The sequence below is a fragment of the Paenibacillus sp. IHB B 3415 genome, assembly GCF_000802655.2.
GTDB classification, from domain to species: Bacteria; Bacillota; Bacilli; order Paenibacillales; family Paenibacillaceae; genus Paenibacillus_AQ; species Paenibacillus_AQ phytohabitans.
The window spans coordinates 51,864-68,315 of the sequence record NZ_JUEI01000007.1; the positions used below are offsets into that span (position 1 = coordinate 51,864).

The following is a 16,452-nucleotide window of genomic DNA, read 5'->3' on the forward strand; positions in this document are numbered from 1 at the left end:
ACCCAAGGCTGGATAGGCAAGACCTAATCTCACCTATGGATTCATATCTTCACAAAAAAAACTGATGGAGGCCTTTGTCATGGCTCCAATCAGTCTTTTGTTATTTCCATGCTATTTTGCGGGTGTATGCTCTGCTGCCTGCCCGGCATGACTAGAGGAATTCAGCAAGACGAGCCCCCCGATAATGATAAGCAGACTAATACCGGTGAGCAGGTTGAAGGGATCATTCCAGATCAGGATGCCGATGAGTGCAGTTAGCGCCGTCCCTGCCCCGGACCAGATGGCATAAGCCAAGCTTAACGGTATGGTTCTGAGACTAATGGACAAGCTGTAAAAAGCCAAACCCATTCCAATCACTACCCCGATAGACGGCAGCACACTGCTGAATCCGTCGGAGAGCTTGAGCATCGTCGTGCCAAAGATTTCCGAGATGATGGCAATACTTAGTGCAAGATAACTTTTCACAGTTCAACCCTCCGTTGAAAGCTTCAGGAGCACCACACCGCCAATGATGAGGAGCAGTCCTGCTACTTTTTTGACATTCAGACTTTCTTTATAGACCAGTACGCCAACCAATGCGGTTAATGCCGTTCCCACACCTGACCAGATGGCATAAGCCGTCCCGAGGGGGATCTCTTTCAGCGCGAGTGACAGATTGAAGAATGCCAGTCCCATGCCGGCGACCACCGCAATGGATGGAATCAGTCTTTTGAACCCGTTCGATGCCTTAAGCATGGAACTGCCGAAGACCTCACTCACAATAGCTAACGACAATAATACATAAGAATTCACTTGGGTTGCCTCCTAATTAATCATCTCCAGCAATTTGCTGACGACCTTGTCCCGCATTTCACCGCTGATTTCACCGATTCCAAATACCTCCGATAACCACAGGCCGTCTACAGCCAGCCGGACAATCGAGGAGATCACCGGATCAAGTCCATCGTTCTCAATGTTCTGCTGCCAGACAGAGTACTGTTCGCGAAGCTCCTCCAGCAGATCCCCGTTGTTAAAAAGCGCAGCGTTAAGAGCTACGTTCATGCCCTGCTCTTCCTTATCTGCTTCAACGGTGGACTTCAGATAGGCCCGGCTCCATTTCCCTTGATCCCGTGTATCCTGGGCTGCCCTATTCTGAACATCTGTTACGAAATCATTCGTTATTCCTGACACCATGCTTTGAATTAAGGCGTCCTTATTCGGAAAATGATGCAGCAGACCGCCTTTGCTCACCCCTGCTTCGGCGGCCACCGCTTCAAGCGTAAGCTTCTCAATCCCGCTATTCTTGACGACGGTTGAAGCTGCCGCCAGAATCAGACTGCGTTTGGAATTACTGTTCATGTGAATCACCTCTATATTTACTATACCGTCTGGACGGTTTTTTCGTCAAATGAATGACAGGAACAACGTCGTCCGGCAGAAGAATCCAACTGGAGTTTATGCATTATGCAGCTTATCCGGACTGAGTAACTTTGGAGATTTTAGGCCACCACATTGCTCCCTTCAGACTTCTTCTGGGACAGCTCCCTCTGTACAGTTCCCCGGGGAAATCAAGCGCAATACTGCTCCTCATTCCCGCTTCCCGCCCACTTCCGGCGGATTCAGGGGCACTTCTGCCCCTCATTCAGCTCATTTCCCCTATCGCTGGCATATTGTACTCGGTTTTTCGCATACATTCGGCTCATTTCCCCTATCGTTGGCACATTGTACTCGGTTTTTCGCATACATTCGGCTCATCTACCCTATCATGGGCACATTGTATTCGGTTTTTCGCATACATTCGGCTCCTTTCCCTTATCATTGGCACATTGTATTCGGTTTTTCGCATACATTCGATCTGTCTCTCTCGTTCTCTAAAGTCCTTAATCAAGACATACGAATCAACAGATTGCATCCAGGGCCGGCGGCTCAGATACGCTTCTAAAAACTAGCGTGCCCAAGTTCAGTTTTTGGGTATACCAGTCGCCGAATAACAACCTGACTTTCGCGTCTAAACATGGGATCATTTGACCTAACACAAAATCAAATTCATCCTTCAGACGGAGAAGGCTCTGCTCCAAATTCCAATGATACTTATCCCCAACAGACGAATATCATAATTTCCGGGCACGCCCTACACAGCAAAAAACGCCCATCCGCTGATGAGCGTCACGCAACCCTTTTGAACATGGAATTAGTCTATCGACGTTCCTATGATCCTATAACAGTCCCTTAATATAGCCGCTTAACTCTTGAGCAGTCTGCTGATGGGCCATTAACCCCGGATGGGTTCTTGCTCCCGCCGTTTCGTCCGTCATATCCGGCAATTGAAATACTGACACTTTCTTATCGCCAGTGGACTGGATATAAGCATCCACAGCACGATAAATCGCCGGCATCAGCGAAATGCCCAGCATGCCATACGCCCAGAGAATATGGGCAGTGTTGTTATACCGTCTCAGCTTGCCCAGGAATTTCACCACTGCCGCCTCAAAAGCCGCCAGATCCTCATCGTGATAACTGCCGTCTTCCCTCAGCCGCTGCTTATATCTCTGTCCGGTACCTTCATCCACCCATTCAGGGGAATGAAATGCACCGTCATCATTGGTGCCAAGATTAACGACCACGACATCCGGCTGCCAGGATTCGAAATCATTCACCTTATGCGCTCCGAGCGCTTCATTGCGCTCTCCGGTAAGCAGGCCGCAGACCTGCTCATAGATATCTGGAAGATTACCCTTCGGATTGTTATCCCAGCTGGTGAGCACACCCCATCCGCTCTGTGAGATCACCCGGTATTCTGCCTGTACTGCGTCTGCAGTCATAGCCGTATAATTATGTACTCCGCTGAACCAGGCCGGTATCCAGTCCAGCTCCTCCCGGGCTCCGATAACACCTTCACCTGAAGTGATGCTGTCGCCGATGAACTCAAGCCGGTAGGGCTTCGCTTCAACCGGCAGGAACGCTCCGTCTGTCCGGACCGCATGGAACTGCAAATAGCAGCCCGGGTCGCCGCTCATCGCCTGGACCTCTTTTACAATCCGGATATTCTTCACGGTGTCAGGGTTCATCCCGCGGAATACACAGATCCAGTGCCTTCCGGCATTCAGCATCTGTCTGCTGACCGGAACGGAGTTGATCAAGATACTGATCCATGATTCGTATTGGTCATAGCCGGATTCCACCTCAATCCACAGACCGGAAGCCTGGACATTCAACTCGATGGCACTGCCCGTCCAGAACAACGTAACCGGGTCCAGGTCGCCTGTCGTTCTGCCATGAATCTTCAAATGCTCGATTTCAGCAAGCCGCTGTACCTGTAAATGCGCGTTCCTGCTCATTCTGATCCCTCCCGCCCTGTGGCAATCGTGAAGCTGCGGACCTTCATCCATTTGCCGCCGACCCACTCGTCGATGGTTCCCTTCTTCGTCCGGACACAGAACTTATGTGCCGTCCCGCGGTCAAAGCCCGTTGCCTCATACAGCAGATCGTCGCCTTGCTGCCCTTTGAAGTAGACCTGCTTCAGTCCGAGTCTGTTCAATAATTCCAGCTTCACACTTTCGGTATATTGCCGTGAGAATTCTTTTGACATCTATGTTCCTCCTGCGCTAATTAAGTTCTTTAGTGTTTTTCCGGGTCGCTTATATGAGGATAACGTAAAAGCTGCGGATTTACATCTTTATTTTAAATCCCGCTGCCTCAAATCTAGTTGATTTTGAACTCTCCCATGTAATAAAATGAAAAGATTAAATAGAAAAGGATGCGCATACGCAATGCCGTTTAAGGAATCACGCTCGCTAAGTAAAAGATCGATTCTATTCTTCTCTCTGATCATGCTAGTAAAAAGCTATTTCGCCTGGTATTACTTGTTCGAAGACGGGCCGACCTGGACCACATGGCTGAAAGAGATTCCTTTTGTGCTGCTGCTGTTCTGCCTCATCGAATGGTTCGCCACGAAGCGGAAAATTGCCATCTATATGCTCGTCAATCTGCTTATTACCGTTTTATTCTTCTCTCTGATTGTCTATCATAATCATTTTGGCATTATTGCTACTTCTCAGGTCTTCGGCCAGGTCAAGCAGGTGGGAGCCGTCAAGAAAAGTATATTCGCCGTCGTGCACCCTCAATATATGCTTATATTCGTAGACATCATCATCATCAGCCTGGTTATGCTCAGACGCAAGAAGGCGCTGGCTTGGAAGCACTCGATGTCCCGCCCCAGTAACCGCAAGGCGGTTGCCGCCCTGTTCTGTATTTCACTCGTCATGTGTATGATGAATATTTTTCCGAACAAGGCAAGTATGAACGAGAATGTCAAAGCCGAACAAATGGGGATACTCAATTATGAAGCTTATGCCCTGCTGGGCGAACCGGAGGAAGAGCAGATTGATCAAGCGGAGATCTCACAGGCAGGCATTGATAAGACCAAAGGCATTCAGACCCTAGCCAATCCGGTTCTGTACGGGGCCGCCAAGGGCAAGAATCTGATCATCCTGCAAATGGAGTCCTTCCAGAACTTCCTGATCAACCTGTCGGTTGACGGAACGGAAATTACACCCAATTTGAACAAGCTTGCCGCCGAAAGCTACTATTTCCCCCGGTTCTTTCAACAGGTGGGTCAAGGTAACACATCGGATGCCGAGTTTATCGTAAATACTTCCTTCTATGTTCCGCCGGATGGTCCGGCGACGGAAATGTATGCACCGAAAGATCTGCCCAGCTTGCCGAAGCTGCTGCAGGCCCAAGGTTACGATACCGCAACCTTCCATACGAATGAAGTCGATTTCTGGAACCGCGGAGAACTCTACAATGCGCTTGGCTTTAACCGTTATTATGACAAAGCCTACTTCGGTGAAGAGGATACTGTCTTCTATGGTTCATCGGATGAAGTCCTGTACAACAAAACATCTGCAGAGCTGGCCCGGATGGACCAAAGTGAACAGCCCTTCTATTCACATGTGATCTCGATGTCATCGCATAACCCGTTTACCATCCCTGAGAGCAAATACAAGATGACCTTGCCGGAACGTTATGAAGGTACACTTGTTGGAAACTATATCCGTGCCGAGAACTATGCGGATTATGCACTGGGTCAATTTATGGATGAACTCAAAAGCAGCGGGGTATGGGATAACAGCGTGGTTGTACTTTATGGCGATCACCGGGGGCTTCCTATTTTCTCGCTTAAAGACGATGATAAAGCCTTAATGGAGGAAATTCTGGGCCATGAATATAATGAACGCGATCTGATTAATATCCCGCTCATCATTTCAGCTACCGGCATTACGTCTCCAAGTGTGAAGGAGCAGTTAGGCGGACAGGTTGACATTCTCCCTACCGTAGCGAATCTGCTCGGTGTGCCGCTGGACTATCATATTCATTTCGGACAGGATCTGTTGAATCAGACCCATTATAACCTGCTGCCGCAGCGCTATTATCTGCCTACGGGCTCCTTCGTTAATAACGAAGAGCTCTTCTTATCCGGCAGCGGGTTCGAAGACGGACAGCATTATACATTATCCGGTGACGGGACGGAGCTCCTGCAATCGACAGAGGATGAGTTCACCCGCGCACTTGAGCTTCTGAGGATGTCGGACAGTTATGTTACACAGCTGCCGGACCGTGAAGTTAAGGATGAGAGCAGCTCTGATTAAAAGCTAACAAAAATAGAGCCCGGCTCTGGAGAATCTTCTCCAGGACCGGGCTCTTTATCTGTGATCACAGCTGCTTATTCAGGAAATCCTTCACAGCCTGGCCTGCCGACTGCCCTATTGAAATATGTTCCTCGATCAAAATTCAAACCTCCAAGCTATGTATGATCGAAATGTTAGCGGCTGAATCTTCTTATGTTCATCTTATGTATGTATTCTGTTGGCTATCAACACTTAGAGATAACTCTAACTGCCAGCAGTTATATCTCCCGTAGCAAATCGTAATTATTGGTGTCGTAGAGAGCGACCTTCAAATCAATAATATTCAGATTTTTCTTCAATTCATCCATCTGCCGCAGTACTTCCTTACGGTGCTCGATCATAATGCTGCGCCGTGTTTCCTTGGTCGAATCGCCTTCCATAATCAATTCGATGTATTTTTTGATATCTTTAATCGGCATTCCGGTGTTTTTCAGGCAGCAAATCACTTTGACTAGTGATAAATCACCATCAGAAAATATGCGGTTTCCCGCTCCATTGCGTCCCACAAAAGGCAATAACCCCTCCTTATCGTAAAAGCGGAGCGTATGCGCCGTCACCTCGCAAATCGCAGCTACTTCATTGATACTGTACATCCTCTTTCACCTCGAAATGGGTATTTTAAAGACTGCTTGACTTCGATAAGCCTCTAAGTATTAGCATTAAGTATATCGAACGGCTAGCCAACTTACAATTCAGGCGCCGGATGTTAAGCATTCTGGTATGGGCCATAGATACAGTCAAACAGACAAAGGAGAGAAAGAAAATATGGAAAAATTCCCTAAATGGACAGCTTCAAATATTCCCTCACAGCGGGGCCGCTCGGCCATCGTTACCGGTACAGGAGGCATCGGCTACGAAACGGCGCTGGAGCTGGCAAAAAATGGGGCAGAAGTCATCCTCGCTGGCCGCAATGCCGCAAAGGGAGCAGAGTCGGTGAAAAAAATCCGCAGCAGTGTTACCTCAGCCAATATCCGTTTTGAAGAGCTGGATCTTGCCAGCCTAGAGTCGGTACAGGCGTTCGGCGCAAGGATGAATAAGGAGCGGCACAGTCTTGATCTGCTAATCAATAATGCAGGGGTAATGACACCGCCTACCCGCAAACTCACGAAAGATGGCTTTGAGCTTCAATTCGGTACGAATTACCTTGGACATTTCGCGTTGACTGCACATCTGATGCCTTTACTGCGCAAAGGAAATAAACCGCGTGTGATAAGCCTGGGCAGTGTTGCCCACCGGAGCGGCTCAATACATTTTGACGACCTGCAATTTGAACGCCGTTATCATGCCATGGAATCTTATGCGCAATCGAAAATTGCCATGATCATGTTCGCACTGGAGCTGCAGCGGCGCAGTGACGCATCGGGCTGGGGCCTATTGAGCCTTCCGGTTCATCCGGGTGTTTCACGCACAGACCTGCTTCTTAATGGGGCCGGGCCGAACAGCACAGCGGGGATTCTACGCAGGGTCCTGGGGCCAATCTTGTTCCAGCCGGCCGCGCAAGGCGCGCTTCCGACTCTGTTCGCCGCGACATCCCCGGACGCGAAGTCCGGAACTTATTACGGTCCCGGCAGACTCTCAGAAACAAGGGGCTTGCCAAAGCCCGGCAAGATCGCTCCGCAGGGACTGGATGCCGCTGTGGCGGCCAGACTGTGGGAAGTATCCAAACAATTGACGCATGTCGATTTCGATGCAATCGCGAATTCATAAAGGTATCATAGGCACCAATCCTGCCTGCTGATCATACACAGATAGAAAGAAGGGCGGGATGCGGGATGGGTAACATGCGGAATGAACAGGACTGGGCCATCTTTCTGGCTGCCGTCTGCGGACAGACCTATGCACAATTTGAACATGCAGACGGTTCGTTCGTGGTTCCGGCGGACTTCTCGGTCGTGCATAATTTCCGGGCGAAATCCATGGGCGGGATCTCCGAGCCCTTTGGTTTCATTCTGGAATCTCCGCAGGAGATTATTATTGCCTGGCGCGGAAGCAGTTCGACCACCAATTGGCTCTCGAACATGAATGCTGCACAAAAGAAGTTCAAATATATCAGGGAAGACTGCCTGACGCATAGAGGCTTCACAGATATTTATTCGTCGGCACGGGAAGAAATCCTCTCCGTACTCGGCACCTTGTCACCAGAGAAAACGGTATACGTTACAGGGCACAGCCTCGGCGGGGCTCTAGCAACCTTATGTGCTATAGATATTGCTGCTAATTCAGCCCACAGTTCTCCCTGCCTGTATACGTATGGCTCCCCGCGTGCGGGTGACCCTGCATTTGCCAAAGCTTTCAGCAGCTATGTCCGCAGCAGCTTCCGTTATGCCAATCTCTTTGATGTCGCCACCTATGTCCCTCCGACCATCTACAAGCTTCCCCGGCAGGAGAAAAAATACTATTACACCCATGTGCAGACGCTGTACTCATTATCTTTCCAGAACGGGACGGTTGAACTCAATCATGTGCTTAGAAGCTACTTCGCTGTACTGTCGAAGCAACGGCCGGAATTCACTGCAATTTTATGTTCCACGAATCCCGGCTTCTGTCCGGTGCTTGAATTGATTACCTGATCACCGGGGGGAGCCCCTGCATATTGTTAATTAATTCGCCAATATTTGATTCAGGCTCTTCTCCAGCAGTTTCAGTCCTGCTTCCGGCTGAATCCGGTGGCGGATAATATTCTGCAGTTCCTCCGACATTGCAGTGAACAGTGCCGCGTATTTATCGGTTTGCGGGGCGAACTTCACCTGATCCCTGGACTGGATAAACTGGGCGCGGTAAGGCAGCTCCCGGTAAGCCCGGCTCTCTGCGATATCAAGATTCGCCGGGACATGACCCGCCTCCCCCCAGATATGTCCGCCCACCTCTGAGAAATACTTCATGAAGTCCATCGCGCCTTCCTGCTCCTCTTCGCTGACGTAAGCCGGAACAACCAGCGTATGTGAGCTTCCCCAGTGGGCGGCGCTGCCGAAGATCGGCGGGAGAGACATAATACCAATATCAAGGTCATCATTACCCAGATGATGGCCCGCTTCCCATACTCCGCCAAACCAAAGTCCAGCTTGGCCGTTATAGAAGGAGTCCCAAGGTGTATTATCATTCAGATCACTTAATCCCTCTTCGAACAGCTGCTGGTAGAAGGTCAGGACCTTCACCGACTTCTCATTATCGACCGCTGCATGTTTCATATCGGGACTGAACAGCTCTCCGCCTGCCTCATAATACAGATCCAGGAACGATTCCTGGAAATAAGGAGTGTTGACCGCCATCGGCTGTACCCCCGGAACCCGCGCAGCGATCTGCCGCAGCATACGGATGAACCCTGCGGGAGTGTTCTCTTCGAGCTTCGGCGTTCCTTCTGGAGTTAACAATCCGGCCTTGGCCAGTATATCCTTATTGTAATAGAGCATGTGAAAATGCGTATCGAGCGGTACCGCATAATATTGTCCGCTGTAGCTGACGCTCTGCAGGTTCTGTTCACCGATTTCACTCCACTGGAATCCGTCCTGCTCAGCCAGAGCATCCAGCGGAACAATTTGCCCCGCTTTAATGAACGGCGACAACCGGTCCGCATGGACTACGGCTACATCAGGCCCTTTGCCGAAGGACAGAGCAGTGCTCAGCCTGGCATAATATTCGTTAGATTCAAGTCTGAGCTGCTTCACAAACACTTCACTCTGGGAAGCATTATAATCTTTGATAATTCTCTCTACGAATTCACCTTCGCCGCCTCCGAACGGATTCCAGAACGACACCTCGACAGGCATTGTACTCTCCAGGGGACTCTGATTCCCGGAAGAGAGCTCTGCACAGCCCGGCAGCAGGAACAGACACAGCAGCAGAACGGGCAGCATACGGCCCATGATTTTCATCTCACTCCCCCTTTCCGGAACAGGTTCACTCCAGTCATAATCTGTAAGCGTTTACACTAAATCCCACCACCCCAGCCCTCATTGGCCGCTCTTACGGACCAGCCCGCGATATTCCGACGGAGAGACACCAGTGATCTTCTTGAACACTTTGGAGAAATATTTCGGGTCCTGAATCCCGACCAGGGTACCGACATCTCCAGCCTTCAGTTCTCCGGTAAGCAGAGTCTTGGCCTTTTCAATCCTGATCCGGGTCAGATACTCCAGGAAGCTCTCGCCTACTTCCTTCCTGAACAGGTTGGCGAAATAATTCTTGCTTAAGTGTACAAGCCGGCTGATCGACTGCAGGGTAATTTCCTGATCATAGTACTGCTGAATATACTGGGTCGCCTTGATAATGCTGTTCCGGTCGCTATTATACATCTCTATCATATGCTCTACCAGCGCTTCGAAGGCCTGCAGGAACCATAGCCGGCTCTGTTCAAGCGTTTCCAGCATCGACAGCTCGTCGAAGTACTGCTTCTTGAGCTCCAGAACCTGTTCTGCATCCCTGGATACATCGGGCCACAGGGTTGTTAAGATCATCAGCAGCTCTAGGGAGATAATCTGCACGAGATCCGCATCCCGGCGTACAGCCAGCTGCCCGAACAGCTGATTCAGATACTCCTCCAGCTCTCTGGACTGGAAGGCGTACACCATAGACTGGATCTGGCGGCTGCTGATCTGAAGTGCCTCAAGCAGAGATACTTGCGCCTTCAATTCTTCGCTGCCGTGAACCAGAACACGCCCGCTTCCCATAAACAGCTTCTGCCTGGCAGCTTCCACGGCCTGGACATAAGCATTCTTCAGCTCCGCCCACTGCCCGTTCACTCCACTAAGACCAATCGTCGCAATCCAGCCGTATTGAGCAGATAAGCGGCCGATAAGCTCTTCACTACAGCTGCGCACGAAGTCTAGCCAGGCAAATCCTGCAGGCTCTGTGTTAAGCTCTGTGGTTACTATAATATTAAGCTCCCCCTGTCTGTCCGGGAACATCTCATACCCGAGGGCACGCTCAACCCAAATCTGCTCCAGCAGCCTGCGGATCACGGTCTGTCCTTGCCCATACCCCGGCTCAGCACTGCTGCCCAGGCTAATATGCAGCAAATATAGCGGCCGTGAATCCGCAAGTCCCGCCTGTGCGAGTCTACTTCTGTCTATCTGCCCCTGAACCGCCCCCCGCTCCATGAGCTCCAGCAGGAAATTCTCCTTATGCACCGGCTCCGGGTGAGCAGCCTGGGAAGAGACGGGCATATTCTTCTGCACCGCCTCCAGGCTTTCCTTCAATTTAAGCAGCACCAGCTCAAAGTCACGCGGCATCATATCCGATTTGATCATATACTCGGATACACTATGTCTGATCGCTTCCTTGGCATACTGGAAATCTTCGAGGTTGCTGAGGATAATAATCCTGATATCCGGTGAGAGCTTCCGTACCTCGGCAATTAGCTCGATGCCGTCCATCACGGGCATTTTGATATCGGTAATCAGGATATCAGGCAGTCCGGCTGACATTACCTCCAGCGCTTCCCTGCCGTTCGACGCTTCGCCTATGACCTCCATCCCGATGGACTCCCAATTAATCATCGACCGGATTCCATATCTTACGATAAATTCATCTTCTACGATAATGACCCGGTGCATCTCAGCGGTTCCCCCTTATATCCTCTGTCATGAGTGGCAGCTTGATTCGTATGGACGTTCCTGTACCAGGCTCACTGTGAATCTCGATGCCGTACATTTTTCCGCAAATCATCTTAATCCGTTCATCCACATTGGCCAGTCCAATGCCTCCCGGCTTCTCCTCCTCCGGCGCTTGCCCGGCCAGCAGACTACGCGCAAGCGCCGGGTCTATCCCCTTCCCGTTGTCCGCTACTTCGAACCATACCAGATTGCCCGGCGCTTTGCTGCACGATATGCGGATGCGGCCGCCGGACTCCCTATCTCCAAAGGCATGGATAATCGCATTCTCCACAATCGGCTGCAGAATCAGCTTGGGTGTCCGCAGGTGGCGGACTTCATCGTCCATCTCAACAACGGTCTCAATATTGAAGTTGAAGCGGAACTTCTGAATCCCCAGATAACATTGCACATGCTCGATTTCCTCTTCCACCGTAACAGTCTCTTCCCCTTTACCCAGACTGATCCGCAGCAGCCGCGACAATAAGCTGACCATCTCTGCCGCGTTATTGGCTTTCTGAATCAAGGCCGTCCATTTAATAATATCCAGGGTGTTGTAGAGAAAATGCGGGTTAATCTGCGCCTGCAATGCCTTGAGCTCCGCCATCCGTTTCTGATCCTGCTCCAAATATACCGCTTTCAAAAGCTCGTCGATCCGCACAACCATGTAGTTGAAATTATCGCCGAGAATATCGATTTCGTCATGCCGGCTTTTGGCTTTGTAGCGGACGCTGAGCTCGCCGGACATCACCTGCCGCATCAGGCGGATCATCTTCAGAATCGGATTCGTAATGGAATTGGCCAGCACCAGTGCAGCAATGACCGAGAAGACAATGCAGAGCAGCCCGACGAAGATGAAAATCTGCAGCAGACGGTTCGAATCCTGGTACAGCGCAGCCTTGGAAATCACATTCACAACCACCCAGTCATTGGTGTGGAGCTTCTTGGCATTCACAATGAGGCTGTCGCCCTTGTACGTGAGTGGAAATCTCGTCTCCTCCGGGCCGGAGCCTATGAGCTTCTCATAACCTGCCACACCCAGCACCTCAGTCACACTCCTGCCAATTAGTTCACTGTCCGGATAGGAGACCAGCATGCCGCGGCCGTCCATCACGAAGCTTTGCAGATCCCTATTGTTGCTCACCGCCTTCGAGACCAGCTCCTTAATGACATCTTCCCGGATATCCAGGACAGCCACAATCCCCAGCGGACTGTCATCGGATATTTTGTACAATTGTTTGGCTACCGAGAAGACATGGGTACTCTGCGAATTCAGACTGTCTACATAGGTCCCGTAGCGGGTCGGATACCAGCGGAAGTTGCTGCCGCCCTCAAGCGTCTGCAGGAACGGCTCTACCTCGGCGGGCGTGCGCTTGTTCCAGCGGTAGATTCCTTTGATATAGTGATTCCCGGATACAAAAGAAATCGACTGCACATCCTGATTGATCGCCACAATCGTGGACAGCTTCGTCGTCAGCGACAGACTATCCACATCATAGCTGGCCGTGTCTGTCCGATCAAGGGTCCGCAGCATCCCCACGATCTCGTTGTTGTTCAGCACCTGCATCATTATGTCCTTGTACACACCCAGCCGCGTATCCAGATTATCGGCGGTCTGGTACAGCAGATGCTCGGAATATTCGGTTACTTTGTGGTTAATCGTTGATTTGGAGATGGAAAATGAAATAATCCCCATGACCACCAGCGGTGTCAAGGAGAAGAGAACAAGAAGCAGCATCCACTTATAGCGCATGCTGCTCTTCATAATTTTGATCCAGGATATCAAGCGGAGCCGCATGGGCCTGGCAGAACTCTCAGGAGATGTAAGCATGCCCACTATCCTTTCGCGTTTAAGAATTAACCTTTGACACCGGACATCGCCACGCCCTGGACAATATGCCGCTGAAGAAGAATGAACACCAGAATCGTCGGTATCGCCGCAATGGCACTTGCCGTCATAATCAGATTGAGCGACATGTTATTATTCGACAAAAAGGTGGGCAGCCCTGCCGAAAGAATCATATTCTCTTCTGAGGTAATCGCCAGATAAGGCCACAGGAAGTTATTCCAGGAGAGGATAAAGAAGAAGATCCCCACAGAGACCATGGCTGAGCGCGTAAGCGGCAGACAGATACTCCACCATAACCGGAAGCTGCGGCTGCCGTCAATCTGCGCGGCTTCAATATAATCCCTGGGTACCCCGTCCATGAATTGCTTCAGCAGCAGAATGCCGATCGGGTTGGTCAGCCCGGGCAGGATAATCGCCCAGATGTTATCAATCAGCTGCAGATGCAGCGCCGTTTCATAGAGCGGAATCAGTATAGCTTCTGTCGGAATCAGCAGACCTGAAACGATCAGCACATAGAACATTCCCCGCGTCCGGAAAGGCAGCTTCGAGAAGGAGAATGCCGCCAGCGAGCTGAGCAGAATAGAAATGACGGTGGTTAGGACACCTATGACCAGACTGTTCCACGTCCAATGCAGAATTTGCGAGTCCCGGATGACTTTGACATAGTTATCGGTATTCAGATCTGACCAATTCACCCAATCAGCCAGCGTATATACGTTCACACCGTCAGGCTTCAGGGAGGTGAGGAACATCCAGATCAGCGGAAAAACAAACAGCAGCGCAAGCAGAACAGCAGCAATATTTAAAGCAAGCTTCTTCATGAACGTCTCCCTCCTATCCGTCTTTGCGGTCTGTGATTTTGAATTGAACCACGGCGATCAGCAGCATGATGAAGCAGAAGATCATTGATTGCGCTGCGGCCAGGCCGAACATATCCTTCTTGAACCCCGTGACATAGATATAGCGGATCATGGTATTGGTGGAATCTCCCGGCCCGCCGCCGGTCATTATCTGTACCTGTCCGAACAGCTTGAGGCAGTTGATAATCTGATAAAAGATCTGGATCTTCATCACACTGGACAGCCCCGGCAGGGTAATGCTCCAGAATCGCTGCCAGGCATTCGCGCCGTCGATCTTCGCGGCTTCATAATGATCCGTAGGGATTTCCTGCAGTCCGGCCAGGAACAGCACCATCACAAACCCGACGCTCCACCAGTCTGTCGCAATCGTAATCGCCCACCATACGAATCTGTGATCGGTGAGCCAGTTAATATCCGCGTTCATTCCAAGTGAATGCAGTACTGCATTCACCGGACCGTTCTTTGCGTCGAACAGCTTCAGCCAGATGAAGCTGACCACAGAGACGGACAGGACATAGGGCAGGAAGAACACGGAACGGATCAGGGTCCGTACCCAAATCCTCTGGTTGATGATCAGCGCGAGTACCAGTCCAAGCACCAGTACGGTTGGCGCGCACAGCAGCACAAAATAGAATGAGTTCCACAAATACGAATAGAAATCCGGATTCTCTAAGATTTTCTTATAGTTGGCCAATGCAACATACTTCTGCATCCCCTGAATGCCCCAGACATGCAGGCTCATCCAGGCTCCGTTGATTACTGGCCACAAGTAGAACACTGTAAACGGTACCAGGAAGGGGACCAGATAAAAAATAGCTTTCAGTTCCTTCAGTAGGTGTATGGGCTCTCTCCTGCGAAGAGGCGTTGCCGCTTTATTCTCTATTACACTCCGCTCCATCGGTTATTCTCTCCTTCAATTAAGTTTGCGCATGGGCTGGAAGGACAGGCCACCCGCCCTTATCGGCGGCGGGGGCCGTACCTTTCCTGCAGAGGGAGCTAGTTCTCCAGCACTTCGTTAATCTGTTTCTCCAGCTTCACCAGCCCGTCTTCCGGACTCTCGCTGCCGAAGATGATGTTCTGCAGCTCTTCGGAGATAGTGGTAATGATGGTTGTATACTTATCTGTCGGTGGAGCAAATTTCACGGTCTTCTGGGCCTCGATGAATTCGCTGCGGTAAGGCAGACTCTTGTAGACATCGCTGGTGGTTACTTTGCTGTTCGCAGGCACATGACCCGCCTGGCCCCAGGTTTCTCCGCCAATTTCAGAGAAATACTTCATGAACTTGGCTGCCGCCTCCTGCTTCTCAGGGGTTACGTAGGACGGAATTACAAGCGTATGGGAGCTGGCCCAGTGCGTCTGGCTGCCGAAAAAAGGAGGAAGCGGCATTGCGCCGATATGCAGGGATTCATCCCCGAGGAGCAGTCCCGCTTCCCATACACCGCCGAACCAGAAAGCAGCTTTGCCGTTATGGAAGGTATCCCAAGGCGTTTTATCATTGAGATCGGCATACTTATTGTTAAAGACGTCCAGATAGAATTTCAGTACATCCAGCGCCTGCGGATTATTGATGCTGGCTTTGGTCAAGTCCGAATTCAGAATATCCCCGCCGGCTTCATAATAGAGATTGAGGAACGGCTCCTGGAAATAGGGGGTGTTCACAGCCATCGCCTGCACATCCGGCACTTTGGCCTGAATATCCGCCAGTGTCTTCTCGAAGCCCGCCGGTGTCAGGTCTCCAAGCTTAGGGGTGCCGTCTTCATTCAGCAGACCGGCCTTCTGCAGAATGTCCTTATTGTAGTAGAACATATGGAAATGGGTATCCAGCGGAACAGCGTAAGGCTTACCCTCGTAGGACACACTCTGCATGTTGGAATCAGAGATCTCCTTAAGGTCAAATCCGACCTTGGAAGCCAGCTCATCTACAGGTACAATCTGCTGCGCCTTCACGAACGGGGAGATCCGGTCCACATGGGCAATGGCAATATCCGGGCCTTTGGAGGAAGACAGCGCCGTGCTAAGCTTCGCGTAATACTCATTGGATTCGAGGCGGAGCGGCTTCACGGTCACCTCTTGCTGCGAGTCATTGAAGTCCTTGATAATCTGGTCTACGAATTCCCCTTCCCCGCCGCCGAACATGTTCCAGAACGATATCTCTACCGGACTGCCGCCTGCACTCTCTGTCTTTGCCGGTTCATTCGCCTTGGCCGGCTCACCGTTCTCTTTGTTTCCGGATGAGCAACCCGGCAGAATCAGGGCCAGTGTCAGCCCGGCCGTTACCAAACCTGTGTACTTCTTATTCATCCTCATTTGAACAACCCTCTCGTCAAAAAAGTTTGTGTGCGAGAGCCCTCTCATGCATTCATGTAAGGGCTTTCTTGTCACTTACTCTACAGGGGATGCGGCAACTGTTGAACCGACAAACCGCTGCTCCTTGGTGAACAAACGACAGATGTTATTGGCGCGGGGCTGCCGCAAAGGTAGACGAT

Annotated in this window: 15 protein-coding genes; 3 read left to right on the plus strand and 12 right to left on the minus strand. The window is 50.8% G+C overall.

Annotated features, from left to right (window positions below):
- Positions 1-111 precede the first annotated feature (111 nt).
- From QW71_RS04345 to QW71_RS04365, 5 genes are all read right to left on the minus strand, one after another.
- A complete protein-coding gene (locus QW71_RS04345; RefSeq protein ID WP_039293796.1) occupies positions 112-465 on the minus strand; it encodes a multidrug efflux SMR transporter in 354 nt (117 codons plus the stop codon).
- A gap of 3 nt (positions 466-468) precedes the next feature.
- The gene (locus QW71_RS04350) at positions 469-792 is read right to left on the minus strand and encodes a multidrug efflux SMR transporter (RefSeq protein WP_039293799.1); all 324 of its coding nucleotides are present in this window, start codon (positions 790-792) and stop codon (positions 469-471) included.
- A gap of 12 nt (positions 793-804) precedes the next feature.
- Entirely contained in the window at positions 805-1,338 is a 534-nt protein-coding gene (locus tag QW71_RS04355; RefSeq protein ID WP_039293802.1) for a TetR/AcrR family transcriptional regulator, read from the minus strand.
- 857 nt (positions 1,339-2,195) lie between these two features.
- Positions 2,196-3,317 carry an SGNH/GDSL hydrolase family protein gene (locus QW71_RS04360; RefSeq protein WP_039293806.1) on the minus strand — a complete coding sequence of 374 codons (1,122 nt, stop codon included), beginning with the start codon at positions 3,315-3,317 and terminating at the stop codon, positions 2,196-2,198.
- The gene (locus tag QW71_RS04365; RefSeq protein ID WP_039293813.1) at positions 3,314-3,568 is read right to left on the minus strand and encodes a hypothetical protein; all 255 of its coding nucleotides are present in this window, start codon (positions 3,566-3,568) and stop codon (positions 3,314-3,316) included. The genes QW71_RS04360 and QW71_RS04365 overlap by 4 nt, the downstream gene beginning before the upstream one ends.
- Before the next feature lie 181 nt (positions 3,569-3,749).
- Between QW71_RS04365 and QW71_RS04370 the strand changes: the two genes are divergently transcribed.
- A complete protein-coding gene (locus QW71_RS04370; protein ID WP_039293816.1) occupies positions 3,750-5,630 on the plus strand; it encodes an LTA synthase family protein in 1,881 nt (626 codons plus the stop codon).
- Between the two features lie 257 nt (positions 5,631-5,887).
- Here QW71_RS04370 and QW71_RS04375 read toward each other — a convergent pair whose 3' ends face one another.
- Positions 5,888-6,262, minus strand: coding sequence for a MerR family transcriptional regulator (locus tag QW71_RS04375; RefSeq protein ID WP_039293820.1), 375 nt, complete (start codon positions 6,260-6,262; stop codon positions 5,888-5,890).
- A gap of 172 nt (positions 6,263-6,434) precedes the next feature.
- Between QW71_RS04375 and QW71_RS04380 the strand changes: the two genes are divergently transcribed.
- Together QW71_RS04380 and QW71_RS04385 are read left to right on the plus strand one after the other, a co-directional pair.
- Positions 6,435-7,376: an SDR family oxidoreductase gene (locus tag QW71_RS04380; RefSeq protein ID WP_039293822.1), complete on the plus strand. Its 942-nt coding sequence runs from the start codon at positions 6,435-6,437 to the stop codon at positions 7,374-7,376.
- Between the two features lie 65 nt (positions 7,377-7,441).
- Complete coding sequence (locus QW71_RS04385) at positions 7,442-8,239, plus strand: lipase family protein (RefSeq protein WP_039293825.1); 798 nt, start codon at positions 7,442-7,444, stop codon at positions 8,237-8,239.
- A 30-nt stretch (positions 8,240-8,269) separates the two neighbouring features.
- Here QW71_RS04385 and QW71_RS04390 read toward each other — a convergent pair whose 3' ends face one another.
- From QW71_RS04390 to QW71_RS04415, 6 genes are all read right to left on the minus strand, one after another.
- Complete coding sequence (locus QW71_RS04390; RefSeq protein WP_039293827.1) at positions 8,270-9,541, minus strand: ABC transporter substrate-binding protein; 1,272 nt, start codon at positions 9,539-9,541, stop codon at positions 8,270-8,272.
- A 78-nt stretch (positions 9,542-9,619) separates the two neighbouring features.
- Positions 9,620-11,221, minus strand: a complete 1,602-nt coding sequence (locus tag QW71_RS04395; RefSeq protein WP_039293829.1) for a response regulator — start codon at positions 11,219-11,221, stop codon at positions 9,620-9,622.
- Between the two features lies 1 nt (position 11,222).
- Positions 11,223-13,022 carry a sensor histidine kinase gene (locus QW71_RS37755; RefSeq protein ID WP_160311773.1) on the minus strand — a complete coding sequence of 600 codons (1,800 nt, stop codon included), beginning with the start codon at positions 13,020-13,022 and terminating at the stop codon, positions 11,223-11,225.
- A gap of 92 nt (positions 13,023-13,114) precedes the next feature.
- Positions 13,115-13,927 (minus strand): carbohydrate ABC transporter permease, encoded by an 813-nt coding sequence (locus QW71_RS04405; protein ID WP_039293832.1) that lies wholly within the window; start codon positions 13,925-13,927, stop codon positions 13,115-13,117.
- Positions 13,928-13,940: 13 nt separating this feature from the next.
- Positions 13,941-14,864, minus strand: coding sequence for a carbohydrate ABC transporter permease (locus tag QW71_RS04410; RefSeq protein WP_052769889.1), 924 nt, complete (start codon positions 14,862-14,864; stop codon positions 13,941-13,943).
- A 98-nt stretch (positions 14,865-14,962) separates the two neighbouring features.
- Positions 14,963-16,273: an ABC transporter substrate-binding protein gene (locus QW71_RS04415; RefSeq protein WP_039293834.1), complete on the minus strand. Its 1,311-nt coding sequence runs from the start codon at positions 16,271-16,273 to the stop codon at positions 14,963-14,965.
- Positions 16,274-16,452: the final 179 nt, after the last annotated feature.

Bases quoted from the DNA above. Each gene is read 5' to 3' on its own strand.
- QW71_RS04355 (WP_039293802.1), bottom strand. From the start codon at position 1,338: ATGAACAGTAATTCCAAACGCAGTCTGATTCTGGCGGCAGCTTCAACC.
- QW71_RS37755 (WP_160311773.1), bottom strand. From the start codon at position 13,022: ATGAAGAGCAGCATGCGCTATAAGTGGATGCTGCTTCTTGTTCTCTTC.
- QW71_RS04375 (WP_039293820.1), bottom strand. From the start codon at position 6,262: ATGTACAGTATCAATGAAGTAGCTGCGATTTGCGAGGTGACGGCGCAT.
- QW71_RS04395 (WP_039293829.1), bottom strand. From the start codon at position 11,221: ATGCACCGGGTCATTATCGTAGAAGATGAATTTATCGTAAGATATGGA.
- QW71_RS04370 (WP_039293816.1), top strand. From the start codon at position 3,750: ATGCCGTTTAAGGAATCACGCTCGCTAAGTAAAAGATCGATTCTATTC.
- QW71_RS04415 (WP_039293834.1), bottom strand. From the start codon at position 16,273: ATGAGGATGAATAAGAAGTACACAGGTTTGGTAACGGCCGGGCTGACA.
- QW71_RS04410 (WP_052769889.1), bottom strand. From the start codon at position 14,864: ATGGAGCGGAGTGTAATAGAGAATAAAGCGGCAACGCCTCTTCGCAGG.
- QW71_RS04365 (WP_039293813.1), bottom strand. From the start codon at position 3,568: ATGTCAAAAGAATTCTCACGGCAATATACCGAAAGTGTGAAGCTGGAA.
- QW71_RS04380 (WP_039293822.1), top strand. From the start codon at position 6,435: ATGGAAAAATTCCCTAAATGGACAGCTTCAAATATTCCCTCACAGCGG.
- QW71_RS04385 (WP_039293825.1), top strand. From the start codon at position 7,442: ATGGGTAACATGCGGAATGAACAGGACTGGGCCATCTTTCTGGCTGCC.
- QW71_RS04390 (WP_039293827.1), bottom strand. From the start codon at position 9,541: ATGAAAATCATGGGCCGTATGCTGCCCGTTCTGCTGCTGTGTCTGTTC.
- QW71_RS04405 (WP_039293832.1), bottom strand. From the start codon at position 13,927: ATGAAGAAGCTTGCTTTAAATATTGCTGCTGTTCTGCTTGCGCTGCTG.
- QW71_RS04360 (WP_039293806.1), bottom strand. From the start codon at position 3,317: ATGAGCAGGAACGCGCATTTACAGGTACAGCGGCTTGCTGAAATCGAG.